This is a genomic window from Microbacterium marinilacus, from assembly GCF_019753765.1.
Taxonomy (GTDB): domain Bacteria; phylum Actinomycetota; class Actinomycetes; order Actinomycetales; family Microbacteriaceae; genus Microbacterium; species Microbacterium marinilacus.
Genome location: NZ_JAIJZW010000001.1, coordinates 637234 through 656564, shown reverse-complemented (window position 1 = coordinate 656564; position 19331 = coordinate 637234). Strand labels below are relative to the sequence as shown.

20 protein-coding genes are annotated in these 19331 nt (G+C 70.3%); 4 read left to right on the top strand and 16 right to left on the bottom strand.

Translation table 11 applies throughout. From position 1 onward, the window contains the following. Positions 1 to 88: 88 nt before the first annotated feature. The 3 genes from K5S26_RS02990 to dapE form a co-directional block, all read right to left on the bottom strand. Positions 89 to 259, bottom strand: coding sequence for a DUF3117 domain-containing protein (locus K5S26_RS02990; protein ID WP_188756929.1), 171 nt, complete (start codon positions 257 to 259; stop codon positions 89 to 91). Positions 260 to 379: 120 nt separating this feature from the next. After that, positions 380 to 1585: a hypothetical protein gene (locus K5S26_RS02985; protein WP_308122733.1), complete on the bottom strand. Its 1206-nt coding sequence runs from the start codon at positions 1583 to 1585 to the stop codon at positions 380 to 382. Next, on the bottom strand, positions 1567 to 2658 hold the full coding sequence (dapE, locus tag K5S26_RS02980) for a succinyl-diaminopimelate desuccinylase (RefSeq protein ID WP_221855806.1): 1092 nt from the start codon (positions 2656 to 2658) through the stop codon (positions 1567 to 1569). Before dapE ends, K5S26_RS02985 begins: the two co-directional genes overlap by 19 nt. Before the next feature lie 194 nt (positions 2659 to 2852). On the opposite strand from dapE, the gene dapD reads away from it, so the two are divergent. Next, positions 2853 to 3800 carry a 2,3,4,5-tetrahydropyridine-2,6-dicarboxylate N-succinyltransferase gene (gene dapD / locus K5S26_RS02975; RefSeq protein ID WP_221855805.1) on the top strand — a complete coding sequence of 316 codons (948 nt, stop codon included), beginning with the start codon at positions 2853 to 2855 and terminating at the stop codon, positions 3798 to 3800. A gap of 94 nt (positions 3801 to 3894) precedes the next feature. On the opposite strand, the gene K5S26_RS02970 is transcribed toward dapD, so the two are convergent. The 6 genes from K5S26_RS02970 to K5S26_RS02945 form a co-directional block, all read right to left on the bottom strand. Next, a complete protein-coding gene (locus K5S26_RS02970) occupies positions 3895 to 5193 on the bottom strand; it encodes a citrate synthase (protein ID WP_221855804.1) in 1299 nt (432 codons plus the stop codon). Positions 5194 to 5424: 231 nt separating this feature from the next. Continuing rightward, positions 5425 to 6534 (bottom strand): succinyldiaminopimelate transaminase, encoded by a 1110-nt coding sequence (dapC, locus tag K5S26_RS02965; protein WP_221855803.1) that lies wholly within the window; start codon positions 6532 to 6534, stop codon positions 5425 to 5427. A gap of 70 nt (positions 6535 to 6604) precedes the next feature. Further along, positions 6605 to 6925, bottom strand: a complete 321-nt coding sequence (gene fdxA / locus K5S26_RS02960) for a ferredoxin (RefSeq protein ID WP_221855802.1) — start codon at positions 6923 to 6925, stop codon at positions 6605 to 6607. After that, entirely contained in the window at positions 6922 to 7380 is a 459-nt protein-coding gene (locus K5S26_RS02955) for a histidinol dehydrogenase (RefSeq protein WP_221855801.1), read from the bottom strand. The genes fdxA and K5S26_RS02955 overlap by 4 nt, the downstream gene beginning before the upstream one ends. A gap of 25 nt (positions 7381 to 7405) precedes the next feature. Then, entirely contained in the window at positions 7406 to 7720 is a 315-nt protein-coding gene (locus K5S26_RS02950; protein ID WP_221855800.1) for an AzlD domain-containing protein, read from the bottom strand. Next, complete coding sequence (locus K5S26_RS02945; RefSeq protein WP_308122732.1) at positions 7717 to 8433, bottom strand: AzlC family ABC transporter permease; 717 nt, start codon at positions 8431 to 8433, stop codon at positions 7717 to 7719. Before K5S26_RS02945 ends, K5S26_RS02950 begins: the two co-directional genes overlap by 4 nt. A 94-nt stretch (positions 8434 to 8527) precedes the next feature. Between K5S26_RS02945 and K5S26_RS02940 the strand changes: the two genes are divergently transcribed. Beyond that, a complete protein-coding gene (locus K5S26_RS02940) occupies positions 8528 to 9076 on the top strand; it encodes a helix-turn-helix domain-containing protein (RefSeq protein WP_221855796.1) in 549 nt (182 codons plus the stop codon). A gap of 38 nt (positions 9077 to 9114) precedes the next feature. On the opposite strand, the gene K5S26_RS02935 is transcribed toward K5S26_RS02940, so the two are convergent. The 7 genes from K5S26_RS02935 to K5S26_RS02905 all read right to left on the bottom strand — a co-directional run bounded on the left by K5S26_RS02935 (position 9115) and on the right by K5S26_RS02905 (position 17582). Next, positions 9115 to 9591: an NUDIX hydrolase gene (locus K5S26_RS02935; protein ID WP_221855794.1), complete on the bottom strand. Its 477-nt coding sequence runs from the start codon at positions 9589 to 9591 to the stop codon at positions 9115 to 9117. Positions 9592 to 9605: 14 nt separating this feature from the next. After that, positions 9606 to 11510, bottom strand: coding sequence for a translational GTPase TypA (typA, locus tag K5S26_RS02930; protein WP_221855792.1), 1905 nt, complete (start codon positions 11508 to 11510; stop codon positions 9606 to 9608). A gap of 119 nt (positions 11511 to 11629) precedes the next feature. Beyond that, entirely contained in the window at positions 11630 to 12196 is a 567-nt protein-coding gene (locus K5S26_RS02925) for a PH domain-containing protein (RefSeq protein WP_221855790.1), read from the bottom strand. A gap of 2 nt (positions 12197 to 12198) precedes the next feature. Next, positions 12199 to 13914: an ABC transporter ATP-binding protein gene (locus tag K5S26_RS02920; RefSeq protein ID WP_221855788.1), complete on the bottom strand. Its 1716-nt coding sequence runs from the start codon at positions 13912 to 13914 to the stop codon at positions 12199 to 12201. Beyond that, positions 13911 to 14855, bottom strand: coding sequence for an ABC transporter permease (locus K5S26_RS02915; protein ID WP_221855785.1), 945 nt, complete (start codon positions 14853 to 14855; stop codon positions 13911 to 13913). Before K5S26_RS02915 ends, K5S26_RS02920 begins: the two co-directional genes overlap by 4 nt. After that, positions 14845 to 15774, bottom strand: a complete 930-nt coding sequence (locus K5S26_RS02910) for an ABC transporter permease (RefSeq protein ID WP_221855783.1) — start codon at positions 15772 to 15774, stop codon at positions 14845 to 14847. The genes K5S26_RS02915 and K5S26_RS02910 overlap by 11 nt, the downstream gene beginning before the upstream one ends. A gap of 182 nt (positions 15775 to 15956) precedes the next feature. Further along, a complete protein-coding gene (locus tag K5S26_RS02905) occupies positions 15957 to 17582 on the bottom strand; it encodes a peptide ABC transporter substrate-binding protein (protein ID WP_221855781.1) in 1626 nt (541 codons plus the stop codon). Positions 17583 to 17797: 215 nt separating this feature from the next. Here K5S26_RS02905 and K5S26_RS02900 point away from each other — a divergent pair, with 215 nt between their 5' ends. Then, on the top strand, positions 17798 to 18583 hold the full coding sequence (locus K5S26_RS02900; protein WP_308122731.1) for a CPBP family intramembrane glutamic endopeptidase: 786 nt from the start codon (positions 17798 to 17800) through the stop codon (positions 18581 to 18583). Between the two features lie 104 nt (positions 18584 to 18687). Continuing rightward, positions 18688 to 19329 carry a hypothetical protein gene (locus K5S26_RS02895; RefSeq protein WP_221855777.1) on the top strand — a complete coding sequence of 214 codons (642 nt, stop codon included), beginning with the start codon at positions 18688 to 18690 and terminating at the stop codon, positions 19327 to 19329. Positions 19330 to 19331: the final 2 nt, after the last annotated feature.

The window sequence follows — 19331 nt, the reverse complement described above, 5'->3', positions numbered from 1 at the left end:
CGCTGCGGGTTGCTCCCCGCCCCGCCGCCGGCTCCGCGGCCGGCCCCCCGCGGGGCCCGCACCTCTTCTCTTCACGAGTCGGTGTGGCTCAGGCGTTCACGACCTCGCCGAGGACGCCGTAGAGCTCCTTGGCCTCGTCATCGTTGACAGAGACGACCAGACGGCCGCCGCCCTCGAGCGGCACGCGCACGATGATGAGGCGCCCCTCCTTCACGGCCTCCATCGGTCCGTCACCGGTTCTGGGCTTCATGGCTGCCATCGTGGCTTCCTTTCGTCGTGGTCTCCCTCGTACAGTTTACCGGGCGCCGGGGCACCGGCCCACTCGAGTGCGCAGGATGGCGCCGATATCCCGGTTGTCCGGCGGTGAGGAACCAGACGTTCAGGGAACCTGCCAGAAGGTATTCCCCGAGCCGTACATGGCAGCGGTCCACGCCCACTGGCCCACGAGGCACAGCACCAGGGTCGCGGAGCGGCCCGCCCGCGATCGCGGCGCGGCTCCCCAGAGCGGAGCCAACGGCAGCAGCAGCCGGAAGGTGCTCGACTGCGGGAAGAAGACGGCCAGGAGATAGAGGATGTAGCTCGCCGACCACAGGCGCACCTCGACCGGCAGACGGCGCACGGAACGCGAGAGCAGACCGGCCGCCGCGCCGATCACCAGCACCGCGAGGGCGACGTAGCCCAGCCACTCGGGCAGGCCCCACAGCCGCATCCAGAGCTCTGCGGCGCGCACCCAGCCCTCGAACGGCACGAAGGACTCGATGCCGGGCACCCAGCCGCGCCGCCACGCCAGCTCGGTCTCGAGGTAGGCGTCTGCCCGGCCGGTGACGACCGCCGCGATCAGCTGCCACGAGAACCCGACCACGACGGCGAGTCCGCCGAGCGCGATGACGTGGACGATCTCGCGCACCGGCAGCGGATCCGTCGCACGACGCATCCACCGCCATATGCCGTAGAGGCCCAGCAGCAACGCGAAAGCGAGCACGCCGGGCCGCGTGTAGCCCATCAGCGGGATCAGCGCGTACAGCGCCCACCAGCGCCGCAGCGCCAGGCACAGCAGCGCCCCGAGCAGAAGCGCGAGGAACAGCGACTCCGCGTAACCGACCTGGAACAGGACGGCGAGCGGCGAGTTCGCGAACAGGACGACCGCCCAGGTCGCCGCGCGATCGCCGACGCGCGCGCGCAGCAGGCGGTGCAGCAGCAGGCAGGCGGCGAAGCCGGAGACGAGCGAGATCAGGAGCGCGCCGAGACCCCAGGAGCCGAACCCGACGACCTTCGCGAGGTACGCGTAGACCGGCATGAAGGCCCACGCGTTCTCGGAGACGACGCCGCTGTCGTCGACAGGGAGCTCGGTGGGATACCCGGAGACCGCCACGAGCCAGTACCACTGTGCGTCCCAGCCCAGCACGTACGTCGCGGGCGACGCATCGGCGCCGAACCGAGAGTCGCTCCCTGCCCCGGCCCCCACCGCCAGCATCAGCAGCGTGGTGAGCACGCGGGCGGCCACGTAGATCGCGGCGATCCGCGCCACCGCGGGCCAGGCGCGCCACGCGGCGCGCACGGTGCCGATCACGGAGTGGTCAGCCACGCCCGCAGACCTCGCTCGACCTCGGCGATCTGCGAGACCAGGACCCGCTCCTCGTCGTGGTGCGCGAGCAGCGGGTCGCCCGGCCCGTAGTTCACGGCGGGCACGCCGAGGCGCGAGAAGCGCGCGACGTCGGTCCAGCCGTACTTCGGCCGGGGCGTGCCGCCGACGGCGCGCAGGAAGTCCTGCGCGAGCGGGGCGTCCAGCCCGGGGCGTGCGCCGCCCGACAGGTCGGTGATCTCGACCTCGAACCCCTGGAAGACGCGCCGGACGTGTGCGACCGCCTCGTCATCGCTGCGGCTCGGCGCGAAGCGGAAGTTCACCTCGACCTCGCAGAGGTCGGGGATGACGTTGCCGGCGACGCCGCCCGAGATGCGCACGGCGTTGAGTCCCTCGCGGTAGTCGAGGCCGTCGACCGCGAGGGTGCGCGGCCGGTGCTCGGCCAGGCGCGCGAGGATCGGAGCGGCCGCGTGGATCGCGTTCTCCCCGATCCAGGCTCGCGCGCTGTGGGCCCGCACGCCGTGCGTCCGCACGACGGCCCGCAGGGTTCCGTTGCAGCCGCCCTCCACGAGCCCGGCGGTGGGCTCGCCCAGGATCGCGAAGTCCCCCGCGAACAGATCGGGACGGTTCGCGGCGAGCCGGGTGAGCCCGCTCAGCTCCGCGGCGACCTCCTCGTGGTCGTACCAGATCCAGGTGATGTCCACCGCGGGCTCCGTCAGCTCGGCGGCGAGCTTCAGCTGCACGGCGACGCCGGCCTTCATGTCGACCGTGCCGCGACCCCAGATGTACTGTTCGCCGTCGATCACGATGTCGCGGGTCGGCACGTTGCGGCCGTCCTCGCGCTCGCTGATCGGCACGGTGTCGATGTGCCCGGCGATCACCACGCGCTGGGCGCGCCCGCCCGAGGTCCGCGCGACGATCGTGTCGCCGTCCCGGTGCACCTCCAGGTGCGCGAGCGGTGCGAGCGCCTCCTCGATCGCGTCGGCGAGCAGCGTCTCGTCATCCGACACGCTCGGGATGTCGCAGATCGCCCGGGTGATGTCGGCGGCGGAGGCGGTCAGGTCGAGCGTCGGCATGCACCCAACTCTACGGTCGAGCGGGGGGGGGGGGGGGGGGGGGGGGGGGGGGGGGGGGGGGGGGGGGGGGGGGGGGGGGGGGGGGGGTGGGGGGGGGGCGGTGCGGCCCCCCCACCCCCCGCGCTCCCCCCCCCCCCCCCCCCCCCCCCCCCGCGCCGTGCGGGACGAGCTCGCGCGCTCAATAGGATGGGGCCATGACTGATGAGCGATGGGTATCCGGTGTCGGCCTTGCGACGGTGGCCGCGGACGGCACCGTCCTGGACACGTGGTTCCCCTCGCCCCGCGCGGGTCGTGCGGGCGATCTGACGGACGAGATCGAGAGCCTCGACCGCCTGGCCGCCCCCGACGATCGCCGGGGCGTGTCGGTCGAGGTCGTGACGCTCGAGATCGACCTCGACGCCGCGCCCGCGTCCACGTCGGACGCCTACCTGCGGCTGCACGCACTGTCGCACCGCCTCGTGCAGCCGAACGGCCTGAACCTCGACGGCGTCTTCGCCCACCTGCCGACGGTCGCGTGGACGAACGCGGGACCGATGCATCCGGCGGACGCCGTCCGTCTGCGTCCTTACCTGCAGCGCGACGGCGTGCAGATCGTCTCGCTCGACAAGTTCCCGCGCCTGACCGACTACGTCGCCCCCGAGGGCGTGCGCATCGCGGACGCGTCGCGTGTGCGCCTGGGCGCCCACCTCTCCCCCGGCACCACGGTGATGCACGAGGGCTTCGTCAACTTCAACGCCGGCACGCTCGGCGCGTCGATGGTCGAGGGACGCATCTCCCAGGGCGTCGTGGTGGGCGACGGCTCGGACATCGGCGGCGGCGCCTCGATCATGGGCACGCTCTCGGGCGGCGGCACCCACCGCGTCTCGATCGGCCAGCGCTCGCTGCTCGGCGCGAACTCGGGGGTGGGGATCTCCATCGGCGACGACTGCGTCGTCGAGGCGGGGCTGTACCTGACTGCGGGCAGCAAGGTGCTCCTGCCCGACGAGCCGCGGACGGCCGACGGGACCCCGCAGGCCGTCAAGGGCGCGGAGCTCTCAGGTCGTCCCGGGCTGCTCTTCCTGCGCAACTCGCTCACGGGCGCGATCGAGGCCCGTCGCCGCACGGGCGTCGGCGTCACTCTCAACGAGGCGCTGCACGCCTGACGCGCCGGTGCCGGGGCGGGGCGGTCGTGCACTGGCCCCACTCACCCGGCCGCCCACCCCCTGGGGGGCGGGCGCCCTTCTTCGTCTCGGCTGCTTACGCGCCCGGGTAGCCCCGCTCGGGCGAGCCCGTGTACAGCTGCTGCGGACGGCCGATCTTCGTCTTCGCGTCGAGGTGCAGCTCGCGCCAGTGGGCGAGCCAGCCGGGAAGGCGGCCGATCGCGAAGAGCACCGTGAACATGCGGGTGGGGAAGCCCATCGCCTTGTAGATCACGCCGGTGTAGAAGTCGACGTTCGGGTAGAGGCGGCGCTCCTTGAAGTAGTCGTCGCTCAGCGCGATCTCCTCGAGCTCCTTGGCGAGGTCGAGCAGCGGGTCGTGCACGCCCAGCTGGTCGAGGACCTCGTCGGCCGACTGCTTGACGAGCTTGGCCCGGGGGTCGTAGTTCTTGTAGACGCGGTGCCCGAAGCCCATCAGCTTCACGCCGTCTTCCTTGTTCTTCACCTTCTCGACGAAGCGTGCGACGCCCTGACCGGAGTCGCGGATCTGCGCGAGCATGGTCAGCACGGCCTCGTTCGCGCCGCCGTGCAGGGGGCCGGAGAGAGCGTGGATGCCGGCGGAGATCGACGCGAACTGGTCGGCGCCGGTCGATCCGACGAGACGGACGGTCGACGTCGACGCGTTCTGCTCGTGGTCCTCGTGGAGGATGAGCAGGCGCTCGAGTGCGCGCGACATCACCGGGTCGACCTCGTAGTCCTCGCTGCGCACGCCGAAGTTCAGCTTGAGGAAGTTGTCGACGAAGCTCAGCGAGTTGTCCGGGTAGAGGAACGCCTGCCCGACGCTCTTCTTGTGCGCGTACGCGGCGATCACCGGCAGCTTGGCGAGCAGACGGATCATGTTCAGCTCGACGTGCTCGGGATTGGCGGGGTCGGACTCGTTCTCGTAGTACGTCGACAGCGCCGAGACTCCGGACGACAGCACGGCCATGGGGTGAGCCGTGTGCGGCAGCGCCGTGAAGAAGCGCTCCTTCAGGTCCTCGTGCAGCAGCGTGTGGTGACGGATCTTGTCGTCGAACTCCGCCAGCTGGTCGGCGGTCGGCAGCTCCCCGTAGATGAGCAGCCACGCGACCTCGAGGTAGCTCGAGTGCGTGGCCAGGTGCTCGATCGGATAGCCGCGATAGCGCAGGATGCCCTTGTCGCCATCGATGAACGTGATGTCCGACTTGGTCGCGGACGTGTTCACGAAGCCGTAGTCGAGGGCCGTGTACCCGGTCTGCCGGGTCAGGGTGGAGACGTCGATGCTGGGGGCACCGTTCGTCGCAGGCTCCACCGGGAACTCGGCGGTCTTGTCACCGATCGTCAGTGTGGCCTTGTCGGGCAGCTGTCCCGCGTCGCTCACGGCGCCTCCTTGCGATGTGCTGTCGCGAATCGTGTCGCTAAGTCGAGGGAGTCGGCCCGCCGTCGTGGTTCGTCGACGCACCGCTTGCGGCGCTCCGGTATGCCGGGACCGCCTCGTACAGCCTATCGGCCGTTGAGCACACTGGTGACACCGGCCAGGGACCGGGCCGATCCGTTGAGGGTTCCCACGAAAGATCGTCCTCGCCGGCGCCTCCCCCGGGCAGGGCGGAACTCAGGCCGTCGCGTGCAGGCGCGCCGCGGCGGCGGCGATCCTCTCGTCGCTCGCGGTCAGCGACAGGCGGACATGCTGCGGGAAGTGCGGGCCGTAGAAGACGCCGGGGCCGGCCAGGATGCCGAGGTCGGCGAGGCGGCCCATCGACTCCCAGGCGTCGCGCCCCTCGGTCGCCCAGAGGTACAGCCCTGCCTCGCTGCGGTCGACACGGAAGCCGGCCGCCTCGACGGCCGGCCGCAGCGTCGCGCGCCGTGCGCGGTACCGCTCCCACTGCTCGGCGACGTGCCCGTCGTCCGCGAGCGCGACCGCCATCGCGTGCTGCACGGGTGCGGGCGGCATCAGGCCGAGATGCTTGCGGGCGGCGAGCAGGTCGCCGACGACGCGGGCGCATCCGGCGACGAACGCGGCACGGTAGCCGGCGAGGTTCGACTGCTTGCTCAGCGAGTAGACGCTCAGCACGTTCTCCCGGGTGTCGCCGACGACGCGGGGGTCGAGGATGCTCGGCACCGGCTCCGCGTCCCACGGGGCGTCCCAGCCCAGCTCGGCGTAGCACTCGTCCCCCGCGATGACCGCGCCGAGCTCACGCGCCCGCGCGACGGCACGACGCAGCTCGGGGACGTCCCAGACGCGGCCGTCGGGGTTTCCCGGCGAGTTGATCCAGATGAGCCGCGTGCCCTCGGGCCACTCGTCCGGCTCGTCCGAGGCCAACGGGGTCGCGCCGACGATCCGCGCCCCGACCTCGTAGGTGGGATACGCCGCCCGTGGATGCACCACGACGTCGCCGGCGCCGAGACCGAGCAGCGTCGGCAGCAGCGCGACCAGCTCCTTCGATCCGATCGTGGGCAGCACATGACGAGCCTCCAGGCCCGGCACGCCCCGCCGACGCGCGAACCACTCGACGATGGCCTCGCGCAGCCGCGGGGTGCCCACCGTCTGCGGGTAGGCGTGCGCGTCCGTCGCTTCGCTCAGCGCGCGGCGCACGACCTCCGGGGTCGGGTCGACCGGCGACCCGATGGACAGGTCGCAGATGCCGTCCGCGTGAGCACGAGCCCGCTCCGCGTAGGGGACGACCGCGTCCCAGGGATAGTCGGCCAGGTCACGAACGCTCATTCAGACTCCTCGGAGGCGACGGACGAGGGCGGTGCCGCCGCACGCGACGGCACAGGCTTCGCGGGACGCTCTAGTCGCCCTGCGGGGGCAGCGCGGCGATGATCGGGTGGTCCTTGGGGATCACGCCCACCTTGGCAGCTCCGCCCGGAGAGCCGACCTCCTCGAAGAACTCGACGTTCGCCTTGTAGTAGTCCTGCCACTCCTCGGGCAGGTCGTCCTCGTAGTAGATCGCCTCCACCGGGCACACCGGCTCGCACGCCCCGCAGTCCACGCACTCGTCCGGATGGATGTACAGGCTGCGCTCACCCTCGTAGATGCAGTCGACCGGACACTCGTCGATGCACGCTCGATCCTTGACGTCCACACACGGGAGGGCGATCACATAAGTCACGGTTCGATCCTACGCGTCCCCGGGGCGCCATCCTCCGAGGCCCCTGCGTGCCCGTCGCCCGCCGGAGACGGAGCGCTCCTGCGAAGCCGCGAGAGGTCGGGCCAGGCCCCGACGAGCAGCACGACGCCGGTGAGCGCGTAGGTCCACACGATCCCGAGCGGGAACTCCCCCGGCGCAGCCTGCGGCACGACGACGGAGCCGCCGGGCCCACGCCCCGAGAAGACGAACAGCATCGCCAGCATCGCGAGCCCCGCCACCCAGGCGACCCACCGGTGCTCGCCCAGCAGACGCAGCCCGATGAGCAGAGCGGCGCACCCGCCGAGCGCCAGTACGAGCCCGATCGGCATCCAGCCGAGCGTGTATGCGTGCGCGATCGTCCCCGCCACGCCGAAGACCGCGCCGGAGACGACGGCGAACACGACGAGCAGGACGCGAGTGGGCAGGGATGCGCGCATCGCCCCAGGCTACGCGGAGCGGCTGTCAGGCCGCCCAGCCGACGGCTCGCAGGGCCGCAGCGACCACGGCCGCCGCCAGCACCACCACGAGGAAGGACGCGCGCAGCCACAGCAGGACGCCGGCGACGGCGACCGCGGGCAGGCGGGCGTCGAGCTCGACGGCCATCCCGGAGCCCACGGTCTGGACGGCCACCAGCGCCGCCAGCAGCGCGACGGTGAGCAGGTCGGTGATGCGCGCCGGGCGCTCCCGCTCGAGCCACTCGGCCGGGGTGAGGTACCCCGCGAGCTTCAGCGCGACGCACGCCACGGCGGCGATCAGGATCGCGGTCCACATCGTCATCGCCGCTCCTCCCCCGAGCGCAGAACGCCGTCCGTGCGCGGACGCCCGAGCCAGTCGAACCAGCCGACGAGGACCGCCACCAGAGCGGCGATCAGCACCGGCATCCCGGGCATCAGCGAGGGCGTGAGCGCGGCGGCCACGACCGCGGCGGCCACGCCCACGGCGATCGCCTGACGAGAGCGCAGCCGCGGCCAGAGCAGGGCCAGGAACGCGGCGGCCGCGGCGGCGTCGAGGCCGTAGGCGCGCACGTCGCCCAGCACGTCGCCGAGCAGGGCTCCGGCGAGCGTCGTCAGGTTCCAGCCGAGATAGATGCCGATGCCGGTGACCCAGAAGCCGATCCGTCGCGCCCGCGGGTCGGTGTGCGCCAGCGCCACGGCGGTGGACTCGTCGATGGTGAACTGCGCGGCGGCGAGGCGATGCCACCAGGACACGCCCACGACGGGGTTCATCCGCACGGCGTACGCGACGTTGCGGGCGCCGAGCAGCAATGCCGATGCGATCGCCGCCGGAGCGGCGGCGAGGCCGCCCGACGCGATCACGCCGATGAAGGCGAACTGCGATCCTCCGGTGAACATCACGAGGCTCAGCACGCACGCCTGCCACACGTCGAGCCCCGCGGCCACCGCCAGCGCGCCGAACGAGACGCCGTAGGCGCTCGTCGCCACGGAGACCGCGACACCATCTCGCCACGCGCTCCGCTCCTCGGTCCTCACGAGACGACCGTTCGGCAGAGTGAACACATGCTGGTCATTCTGAACGACGGATGTCCGTCCGTCAAAGCGAACGGACGTTTGAGAAGATGAACGCATGGAGGATCTCGGATCGCGCATCGCCCGCACCCTGCGCCGGGAACGGGAAGCGGCGGGGCTGTCCATCTCCGAGCTCGCACGCCGCGCCGGGGTCTCGAAGGCGACCGTCTCCCAGCTCGAGAACGGCTCGGGGAACCCGAGCGTCGAGACGCTGTGGGCGATCGGCGTCGCGCTCGGGGTCCCGTTCGCGGTGCTCGTCGACCAGCAGGCGGGCGCCCCCACGCTCATCCGCGTCGCGGATCTGTCCGGCGTCCCGTCGGCGGCAGCGCCGTACAGCGCGACCCTGCTCTCCGCGAGCCCGCCGGGAGCCCGACGCGACGTCTATCTCATCCAGGCCGAGCCCGGTGAGCCCCGCCGCTCGCTGCCGCACCACGCCGGCACCACCGAGCACGTGATCCTGATCTCCGGCGGCGCCCGCATCGGTCCCGACGACGCGACGATCGAGCTCTCCCCCGGCGACTACCTCTCCTACGCCGGCGACGTGCCCCACGTCTTCGAGGCGCTCGTTCCCGGCACCAGCGCGGTCATGATCTCCGAGCTTCGCTGAGCCGCCACGACCGCCTCACGCCGGCTCGATTCCGGCCCTCACCGCTCGAAACGGACGGCGACCCCGCCCGACACCGCCTGCCGGACCCGCGCGCGCATGTCGTCGCTCATGTCGGAGAGCGCCGCCAGCTCGGCCACCGGCCACCAGAACGCCTCGGTGTTCTCGCCGTCGGCGGGCCGGGGCTCGCCCGACTCCCAGCGGCAGCGCAGCACGATGTCGAGGTACTGCGCCCGATCCCCGTTCTCGTAGGTCATCGGCGGAGTCGACCGCACCCATACGAGGGCCTCGGTCGATGCGACGACGTCCGCCTCCTCGAGCACCTCGCGCTCGGCGGCGACGGCCGGCTCCTCGCCGGGGTCGACGATGCCGGTCACGGGCGTCAGCCGCCCGTTGTCCGTGCGCCGCACGAGGAGGACGTCGTCGCCCTTCAGCACCACCGCCGTCACGCCGATCAGCCAGAGCAGCTCGTGCCCGACCCTCTCTCGCAGCGACAGGATGAAGTCGGGAGTCGCCATGGAGAGACCGGAGGTCAGCCCTGCTTCTTGGCGCGAGCGGTGGCGCGGCCGCGCTCGGTGGCGTCCAGGATCACCTTGCGGATGCGCACGGCCTCCGGCGTGACCTCGACGCACTCGTCCTCGCGCGCGAACTCGAGCGACTCCTCCAGCGACAGCAGGCGCGGCGGCGTCATCGACTCGAACGAGTCGGCCGTCGCGGAGCGCATGTTGGTGAGCTTCTTCTCCTTGGTGATGTTCACGTCCATGTCATCGGCGCGGGAGTTCTCGCCCACGACCATGCCCTCGTAGACCTCCTCGGTCGGGCGGACGAAGAACGACATGCGCTCCTGCAGGCCGATGATGGCGAACGGCGTGACGACGCCCGAGCGGTCGGCGACGATCGACCCGTTCTGGCGCGCCACGATCTGGCCCGCCCAGTCGTCGTAGCCGTGCGAGATCGCGTTGGCGATGCCCGTGCCGCGCGTGATCGAGAGGAACTCGGTGCGGAAGCCGATGAGACCGCGCGACGGCACGATGAACTCCATGCGGATCCAGCCGGTGCCGTGGTTGATCATGTTGTCCATGCGGCCCTTGCGGTTCGCCATGAGCTGGGTCACCGCGCCGAGGTGCTCCTCCGGGACGTCGATGGTGAGGTGCTCGAAGGGCTCCTGGACCTTGCCGTTCTCGCCCTTGCGGGTGACGACCTGCGGCTTGCCGACCGTGAGCTCGAAGCCCTCGCGGCGCATGTTCTCGACGAGGATCGCGAGCTGCAGCTCGCCGCGACCCTGCACCTCCCAGGCGTCGGGACGGCCGATGTCGTTCACGCGGATCGACACGTTGCCGATGAGCTCGCGGTCGAGGCGCTCCTTCACCATGCGGGCGGTGAGCTTGTGCCCCTTGACCTTGCCGACCAGCGGCGACGTGTTGGTGCCGATCGTCATCGAGATGGACGGCTCGTCGACCGTGATCTGGGGCAGCGGACGGACGTCCTCGGGGTCGGCGATGGTCTCGCCGATCATGATGTCGGCGAAGCCGGCGATGACCGCGATGTCGCCGGGGCCGGCCTTCTCGGCCGGGTAGCGGTCGAGCGCCTTGGTCATCAGCAGCTCGGTGATGCGCGCGTTCTGCGTGGTGCCGTCCTGACGCACCCACGCGACCGTCTGACCCTTCTTGAGCTCGCCGTTGAAGACGCGCAGCAGCGCGAGGCGGCCGAGGAACGACGACGAGTCGAGGTTCGTGACCCACGCCTGCAGCGGCGCCTCGTCGTCGTAGGACGGGGCGGGGATGTGCTCGAGGATCGCCTGGAACAGCGGCTCGAGGTCGTCGTTGTCGGGCAGCGAGCCGTCGGCCGGACGGGTGCGCGAGGCGGCGCCGGCACGACCCGAGGCGTACACCACCGGCACGTCGAGAAGCGCGTCGACGTCGAGGTCGGGGACGTCGTCCTGCAGGTCGCTCGCGAGGCCCAGCAGCAGGTCCTGCGCCTCCTCCTCGACCTCGGCGATGCGGGCGTCGGGGCGGTCGGTCTTGTTCACCAGCAGGATGACCGGGAGCTTCGCCTCGAGCGCCTTGCGCAGCACGAAGCGCGTCTGCGGCAGGGGGCCTTCCGACGCGTCGACCAGGAGCACCACGCCGTGCACCATCGAGAGGCCGCGCTCGACCTCGCCGCCGAAGTCGGCGTGACCGGGGGTGTCGATCACGTTGATCGTGATCGGGGTGTCGGTGTGCGTGCCGTTGTAGGTGATCGCCGTGTTCTTGGCGAGGATCGTGATGCCCTTCTCACGCTCGAGATCGTTCGAGTCCATCGCGCGCTCCTCGACGTGCGCGTGCTCGCCGAACGAGCCGGTCTGGCGCAGCATGGCGTCGACGAGCGTGGTCTTGCCGTGGTCGACGTGCGCGACGATCGCGACGTTGCGGAGGTCGGAGCGGAGGGCGCGCGCCATGGATGATCCTTAGCTGGAGAAGGGAGACGGCCCGGAACCGGGCCTCAACATCTTATCGCCTCGATGCTGACCGCCCGGCGAGAGCGGCGCACGGGGCGGTCGTCGCCGCCGCCGGAGCGTCAGCGGGAGGCGAGGAAGGACGCCGCGCACAGCACGACGATCGCGGCCGCGGACCACAGCGGCAGCAGATACCAGGAACGCGTCGGGGCGGCCCCCCGCTCCTCCGTCGCGGCGCGGTGCAGGTCGCGCAGCACCTCGAGCGTGGCGTCGGACTCGTCCGCCGCGGCTCGACGACGCGCGGCCGTCGGCGCCGTCCGCCGACGCGACACGGCCCAGGCGGAGACGAGCCCCTTGCCGCCGCCGACACCGGTGGCCGCAGCCTCCGCCGTGAGACGGAACTCGAGCTGCCACCTCATCGAGACCTCGTCGACCGCGCTCCACGGCAGCTCGACGACGCGCAGCACGTTCTGCACCCGCACGCCCGACTCCGTCGCCGCCACGTGCGGCAGATAGAACATCACGGCGGCGAACCAGACCGGGATCAGCATCCACGGCGCGATCAGCAGCGCCTGCGCCCAGCTGCCGCGCACGACGACGTCTCCGAGCAGGAACAGCACCACCGCCGCGACGCCCACGAGCCAGACGAGGCCCGTGGGCGCGCGGAGGATCCGCGAGCGGTCCGTCACCGTCAGTGACCGGCCAGGTCCACGCTGGCGCCGGGGATCGCGTCGAGCAGGCGCTGCGTGTACGCCTCCTTCGGCGACGCGAAGATCTCATCGACGGTGCCCTGCTCGACGATGCGCCCCTTCTCCATCACCGCGACGAGGTCGGCGGCGACACGCACGACCGCGAGGTCGTGCGTGATGAAGAGGTAGGTCAGCCCCAGCTCCGACTGCAGCTCGGCGAGCAGCTTGAGGATCTGGTCCTGCACGAGCACGTCGAGGGCCGACACCGCCTCGTCGAGCACGACGATGGACGGCTTGAGCGCGAGGGCCCGCGCGATGGCGATGCGCTGACGCTGGCCGCCCGAGAGCTCGTTCGGATAGCGCCAGGCGAGCTCGCGGGGCAGCGCGACCTGCTCGAGCAGCTCGAACACGCGCGCCTGGCGGGCCTTCTCGTCACCAACGCCGTGCACCTTAAGCGGCTCGGAGATCAGGTGTCCGATGCTCCGCAGCGGGTCCAGCGACCCGTACGGGTCCTGGAACACCGGCTGCATCCGGCGGCGCAGGGCGAAGACGTCCTTGCGAGCCATCTGCTGCGTGTCGTTGCCGTCGATCAGGATCTGACCGCTGGTGACCGACTCGAGCTGCAGCACCATTTTCGCGACGGTCGACTTGCCCGATCCGGACTCGCCGACGAGCGCCAGGGTCTTCCCGCGAGGGATCTGGAACGACACCTCGTCCACCGCGCGGAAGGGCTCGCTGCGGAACCCGCCCTTGCGGATCCGGTAGTCCTTCACCAGGTCGCGCACCTCCACGACCGGGGCCGTCGTGGCGACGTCCTCGATCGTCTCGACGCCCTGCTCCTCGACCACGGCCTGGATGCGCTGCGACGCGAGGCTCGGGGCCGCGGCGACCAGACGCTGGGTGTACGGGTGCTGGGGGTTCTCGAGGATCTCGCGGCTCGGCCCGGCCTCGACGATCTCGCCCTGGTTCATCACGACGATGCGATCGGCGCGGTCCGCGGCGAGGCCCAGGTCGTGCGTGATGAAGAGCACCGAGGTGCCCTTCTCGCGCGTCAGCGAGGCGAGGTGGTCGAGGATCACGCGCTGCACCGTCACGTCGAGCGCGCTGGTCGGCTCGTCGGCGATCAGCAGCTTCGGGTCGGCCGCGAGGCCGATGCCGATCAGCGCGCGCTGGCGCATGCCGCCCGAGAACTGGTGGGGGAACTGGTGCAGGCGGCGCTCGGCGTCCGCGAGACCGGCCTGCTTCAGCACCTCGATCGCGCGGTCGCGCACCTCCTTGCGGCCGCTGGCGAGCCCGTTGGCCCGCACGGCCTCCTCGACCTGGAAGCCGATCGACCACACGGGGTTCAGGTTCGACATCGGGTCCTGCGGCACATAGCCGATCTCCCGGCCGCGCACCCGCTCCATCTCGCGGCGCCCGGCGGTGGTGAGGTCGACGCCGTCCAGCGTGATCGTCCCGGCGGTCACCTTGCCGGTGCCGGGCAGCAGGTCGATGACCGCCGTCGCCGTGGTCGACTTGCCCGACCCCGACTCCCCCACGATCGCGACCGTCTCGCCCGGGAACACGTCCAGGTCGATGCCGTGCACGACCTCGCGCGCCTTCTTGCCGGTGCCGAACGACACCTTGAGGCCGCGGATCTGCAGAAGCGGCTCGGACACGCTGTTCTCCTTCTTCGACGCGCGCACGTCGGCGCGGGTCAGCGGCTCGTTCGTGCTCATCGCTGGGCCCTCGCCTTCGGGTCGAGAGCATCGCGCAGCAGCTCGCCGAGCGTGATGAACGCCAGCACGGTGACCGTGAGAGCGATCGAGGGGTAGATCAGCGGCATCGGCGCATTGCGCAGCGTCTGCTGCGCCTGGCTGATGTCATTGCCCCAGGACATCGTGCTCGAGCCGAGGCCGACGCCGAGGAAGGACAACGTCGCCTCGGCGACGATCGCCGATCCGAGGCTGATCGTCGCCACCACGATCACCGGAGCGAGTGCGTTCGGCAGGACGTGCAGGATGAGCGTCTTGAAGCGCGACAGGCCGAGGGCGATCGACGCCATGACGTAGTCGTTCTGCTTCACCCGCAGCACCTCAGCCCGCACGATGCGTGCAGTCGAGGCCCACGAGAACCCGCCGATCGCGAACGCCAGCGTGAGCTCGTTCCTGAAGTCGGCGCCCACCACGGTCATCACGACGATCGCCGCGATGATGTAGGGGATCGTGAAGAAGATGTCACCGACGCGCGAGAGCAGCGAGTCGAGGAAACCGCCGTAGAACGCGGCGAGGGCACCCATGATGACACCGATCAGGGTTCCGATGATCGTCGCAAGAAGGCCCACCAGAAGAGACGTACGCGTTCCCCACAGGACCCGGGACCAGACGTCGCAGCCCTGTCGGTTGAAGCCGAGCGGATGCCCGGCCGTCGCCGCAGCGTTGCTCAGTCCCAGCTCGCAGCCGGAGTTGGGCGCGACACTCGTGAACAGTCCGGGGGCAGCAGCGATGACGACGAGCAGCAGCACGAAGGCCGACGACACCCAGAACAGCGGGCGGCGGCGGAGGTCCCTCCACGCGTCGAGCCAAAGGTTGCTGGGCTTCTCCGAGATGCGAATCGCATCGACGGCGATCTGCGCGTTCTTCGTGGGCGCGACGTAGTGCGTCGGTGCGTTACTTGACATATCGGATCCTCGGGTCGAGCAGACCGTAGAGCAGGTCGATCAGCAGGTTCACGAACACGTACACGATGACGAAGACCGTCACGAACGACACGACGGTCGGCGTCTCGTGACGGATGATCGCCTGGTACAGGGTGTTTCCGACGCCGGGGATGTTGAAGATGCCCTCGGTCACCGTCGCGCCGACCATCAGCACACCGAAGTTCGTGGCCATGTCGGTGATGGTCGGAATGAGCGAGTTCCGCAGCACGTGCACGGGCACGACGCGGCCGCGCGAAAGGCCCTTCGAGTACGCGGTGCGCACCCAGTCCTGTCCGAGCGTCTCGATCGTCGACGCGCGGGTGAGGCGCATGCTCGTCGTGTAGATGCTGAGCGCCAGCACGATCGCAGGGAGGATCAGACCGCCCCAGTCGTTGTCGGCGCCCACCGTGGGCTTGAACCATCCGAACTGGATCGCCAAGAAGAACTGCGCGAGGAAGCAGAGGACGAACACCGGGATCGAGACGAACACGAGGCCGATGACCAGCATCGCGTTGTCGAAGATGCCCCCCTTGCGCAACGCGGAGAACAGACCGACCACGACGGCGATCAGGAGCGCGAGCACAACGGCCATGACCGCCAGGCGCAGGGTCACGGGGAACGTGCGCTGCAGCACCTCGATGACCGGCTGACCGGAGAAGCTGGTGCCGAAGTCGAGCTGGAAGACGCCCATGATGTAGTAGAAGTACTGGACGATGAACGGCTGGTCCAGGTGGTAACGCTGGCGTAGCTGCTCGAGCACAGCCTCTGTGGGCTGCTTGTCGCCGAAGAGCGCGGCGATCGGGTCTCCGGGCATCGCGAAGACCATGAAGTAGATCAGCAGGGTGGCGCCGAAGAACACCGGGATCACCTGCAGGACCCGCCGGAGGACGTAACTAGCCATCCTCTTCCTTCCTATGGGATTGGGTCCGCGCTCGCACACGGAAAAGGGCCTCGCGCCGTGGACGCCCGAAGCTCGGACATCCTCTCCCCGAATTCCTGGGAAAACGGTGAGATCACGCGGGAAGACATGGGGCGAGGCGGTGACGCATGCGTCACCGCCTCGCGGGAGTCATTCAGGGCCGATCACTCGGCCTTCGTGATCTCCTCGTACAGCGGGACCGAGTTCCAGCCGAACTCGACGTTGTCCACGGCGGCGCTGTAGCCGCCGACCACGTTGGAGTACCACAGCGGCAGCACCGGGAGGTCCTGCAGCAGCACCTCCTGCGCGTCCAGGAAGAGGCCGGTGGCCGTCTCCTGGTCCGCCTCGGAGATGCCCTCCTTGATGAGCGAGTCGAACTCGTCGCTGGAGTAGCGACCGTAGTTCGATCCAGCGCCCGTCTGGTAGAGCGGGCCGAGGAAGTTGTACAGACCCGGGTAGTCGGCCTGCCAACCGCTACGGAACGAGCCGGTCATCGCGTCGTTGTCCTCGTCCTCCAGCAGGCTGGCGAAGTCGGGGTACGCGTTGCCCTCAGCCTCGATGCCGAGCGTGTTCTTGATCGAGTTCGCGACTGCGTCCACCCAGGTCTGGTGTCCGCCGTCAGCGTTGTAGGAGATCGTGAACGTCCCCTCGTACGGGCTGATCTCGTCGGCCTCTGCCCACAGCTCCTTCGCCCGCTCCGGGTCGTAGCCCAGAACGTCGGCGCCCTCGAGCTCGTCGGTCCAGCCGTCGATGACCGGCGACGTGAAGTCGGTGGCCGGGGTACGCGTGCCCTGGAAGATCACCTCGGTGATCTCGTCACGGTTGATCGCGAGCGACAGCGCCTGACGACGCAGCTGGCCTTCCTCGCCCTGGAAGTGCTCCAGGTACTGCGGGATGGTGAGCGACTGGAAAATCGCGGCAGGCTGGTTGACGGAGCGGCCGTCGAGGTCGGTCTCGTAGTTGCCGAAGGCCGAGTCGGGAATCGCGTCGAGGACGTCGAGGTCGCCACCGAGGAGCGCGGCGTAGGCCGCATCCTGCGACGCGTAGAACGAGATCTCGAGGCCGCCGTTCGCCGGCTCGCGCGGGCCGTCGTAGTCCTCGTTGGTGACGAGGCTGATCTTGACGTCGTGCTCCCACGCGGCGTCGCCGTCCAGCTTGTACGGGCCGTTTCCGATCGGGTTCTGGCCGAACGCCTCGATGTCCTCGAACGCGGCGTCGGGCAGCGGGTAGAACGCCGAGTAGCCGAGCCGCTGAGCGAAGTCGGTCGCGGGCGTGTTGAGCGTGATGGTGAAGGTGTAGTCGTCCACCTCTGCCAGGCCCGAGAGCTCAGCCCCCTCGCCGAAGCCTTCGATCTCGGAGAAGAAGTAGCTGCCGCCGTGCGCGTTCTCGGGGTCGGCGCCGTAGTTCCATGCGTCGATGAAGTTGTGCGCCTGGACCGGCGTCCCATCGGTGAACGTGAGGCCCTCGCGGAGCTTGACGGTGATCTGCGTCGGGGAGTCGACCGTGATGTCCTCGGCGACGTCGTTCTCCACGGATCCGTCGGCCTTGTACGTCACCAGACCCGCGAAGAGCGAGTCGACGATCTTGCCGCCGCCGGTCTCCGTGGTGTTCGTCGGGATCAGCGGGTTCTGGGGCTCCGAGCCGTTGGTGGTGATGACGGCAGCCGACGAGCCTTCGTTCGGCGTCTCGCTGCTGTCGGTGTCGCCGCCGCCGCTCGCGCAGCCGGCGAGCACGATGCTGCTGGCACCGAGCAGCGCGAGGCCCGCAAAGGCGATCTTGTTGCGCTTCACTAGAAGTTCCTCCTGGGGAAGGGGTGGGTAGTGCCCGGGGCATGAGAGACCTCCGGGCGATAGCGATGACTCTAGGCCTGTGAACGGACTGTCCCAAATCTTGAGCAGAACTGTTACATAGCCTTTACCCGGCTTGGCCGATGCTGGGCAATCTGCCGAATCGGGGACGGATAGGCCCCGGTGGTGCGCATGACGTCCTGTGGCAGGCTGACCGGGTGAGCGCCACGACCCCGTTCCCCGCCCCGGTCCCCTCCGCCGATCGAACGCGGGTGCGGGTGGAGATCGCCATCGTCCTCGCGCTGACCGTCGGCCAGTCGGCCCTCTACTCCGTCCTGACGCTGCTGCGGCGCCTGCTCGATCCCCGGCCGCTCTCGGAGCAGTCGGCCGAGCTGAACGTCCCCCTCGACGCGGCCGTGCTGTGGGACGTCTTCTATCGCGTGCTCGACGTCGCGTTCGACCTCGCGCTGGTCGCCCTCGTGCTCTTCCTGCTGTGGGAGCCCGCCAAGGGCGTGTTCCGGCGCCTGGGCATCGACCTCTCCCGCCTCGGAAGCGACACCCTGCGCGGCATGGCCCTGGTCGCCGCGATCGGCATCCCGGGCTTGGCCCTGTACGCGGCGGGGCGGGCGATCGGAGTGACCGTCTCGGTCCAGGCCTCCCCCGACGCGCTGCAGTGGTGGACGATCCCGCTGCTCGTGCTGTCGGCGCTGCGGGCGGGCCTCATCGAGGAGGTGATCGTCGTCGGCTATCTCGGCGACCGCCTGTCGAGACTCGCGTGGGGACCGTGGCGGATCATCGTGGCCGCCGCGCTGCTGCGCGGCGCCTATCACGCGTACCAGGGGTTCGGAGCGATCGTCGGCAACGTCGCGATGGGCATCGTCTTCGGCTGGTGCTACCGCCGCTGGGGGCGCCTGATGCCGCTCGTCGTCGCGCACACGCTGATCGACGTGATCGCGTTCGTGGGGTACCCGCTCGCCGCGAGCCTCTGGCCCGATCTGTTCTGACGGGATCCGGCTCCGCGTGCGGCGGTCGTCGCCCCTCGTCCCCAGTGAATCCTGGGGTGATTCTGTCCCCATTCCCCCGCGTGGCTCACCAGGATGCGTTGTGCGTGCGCGAATCTTGGAGCATGTTCCTGCTCGCTCGTCGCTCCGGACACGCGTTCGGTCTGCTGGTGGTCGATGAGGCCCGCCGGTCCGGCTGGCTTCCCCGGCTCGATCGCGCCATCTCGCGCGGCGCGGCGACCGAGGTGCGCCCGGGCGTCTACATGTCGGCCCGCCGCTGGCGCGCGCTGCCCGGCGCCGATCGCACTCTCGCGCGCATCTACGCCGCGGCGCTGACGCACCCCGACGCGGTCTTCGCCTTCCACTCCGCCGCCGCCCTGTACCGCCTGCCGCTGCCGGAGGCGGATCTGGAGGACGTGCACGTGCTCGAGGCCGACCCGGGCGCCCAGGGCTTCGTCGCGCATCCGGAGTCCGCTCACAGCGAGGTGGTCGAGCGGTTCGGCCTGAACACCACCTCCCCGGTGCAGACCGTTCTCGACATGGCGAACGCGCTCGACTACGACGACGCGCTCGAGCTGGTGCGCGCCGCGACGCGCGAGCCCGACGACCTCCGCTTCACGGCGCCGCCGCTCTGCACGAAGATCGAGCTGCTCGACGCGGCCGAGGCGCTGGCCGAGCGCACGGGCGACGGGCGCACGGTCGAGCTTGCCCGCGCCGCCGATCCCGAGCACCTCTCGAACGCGGCCTGACC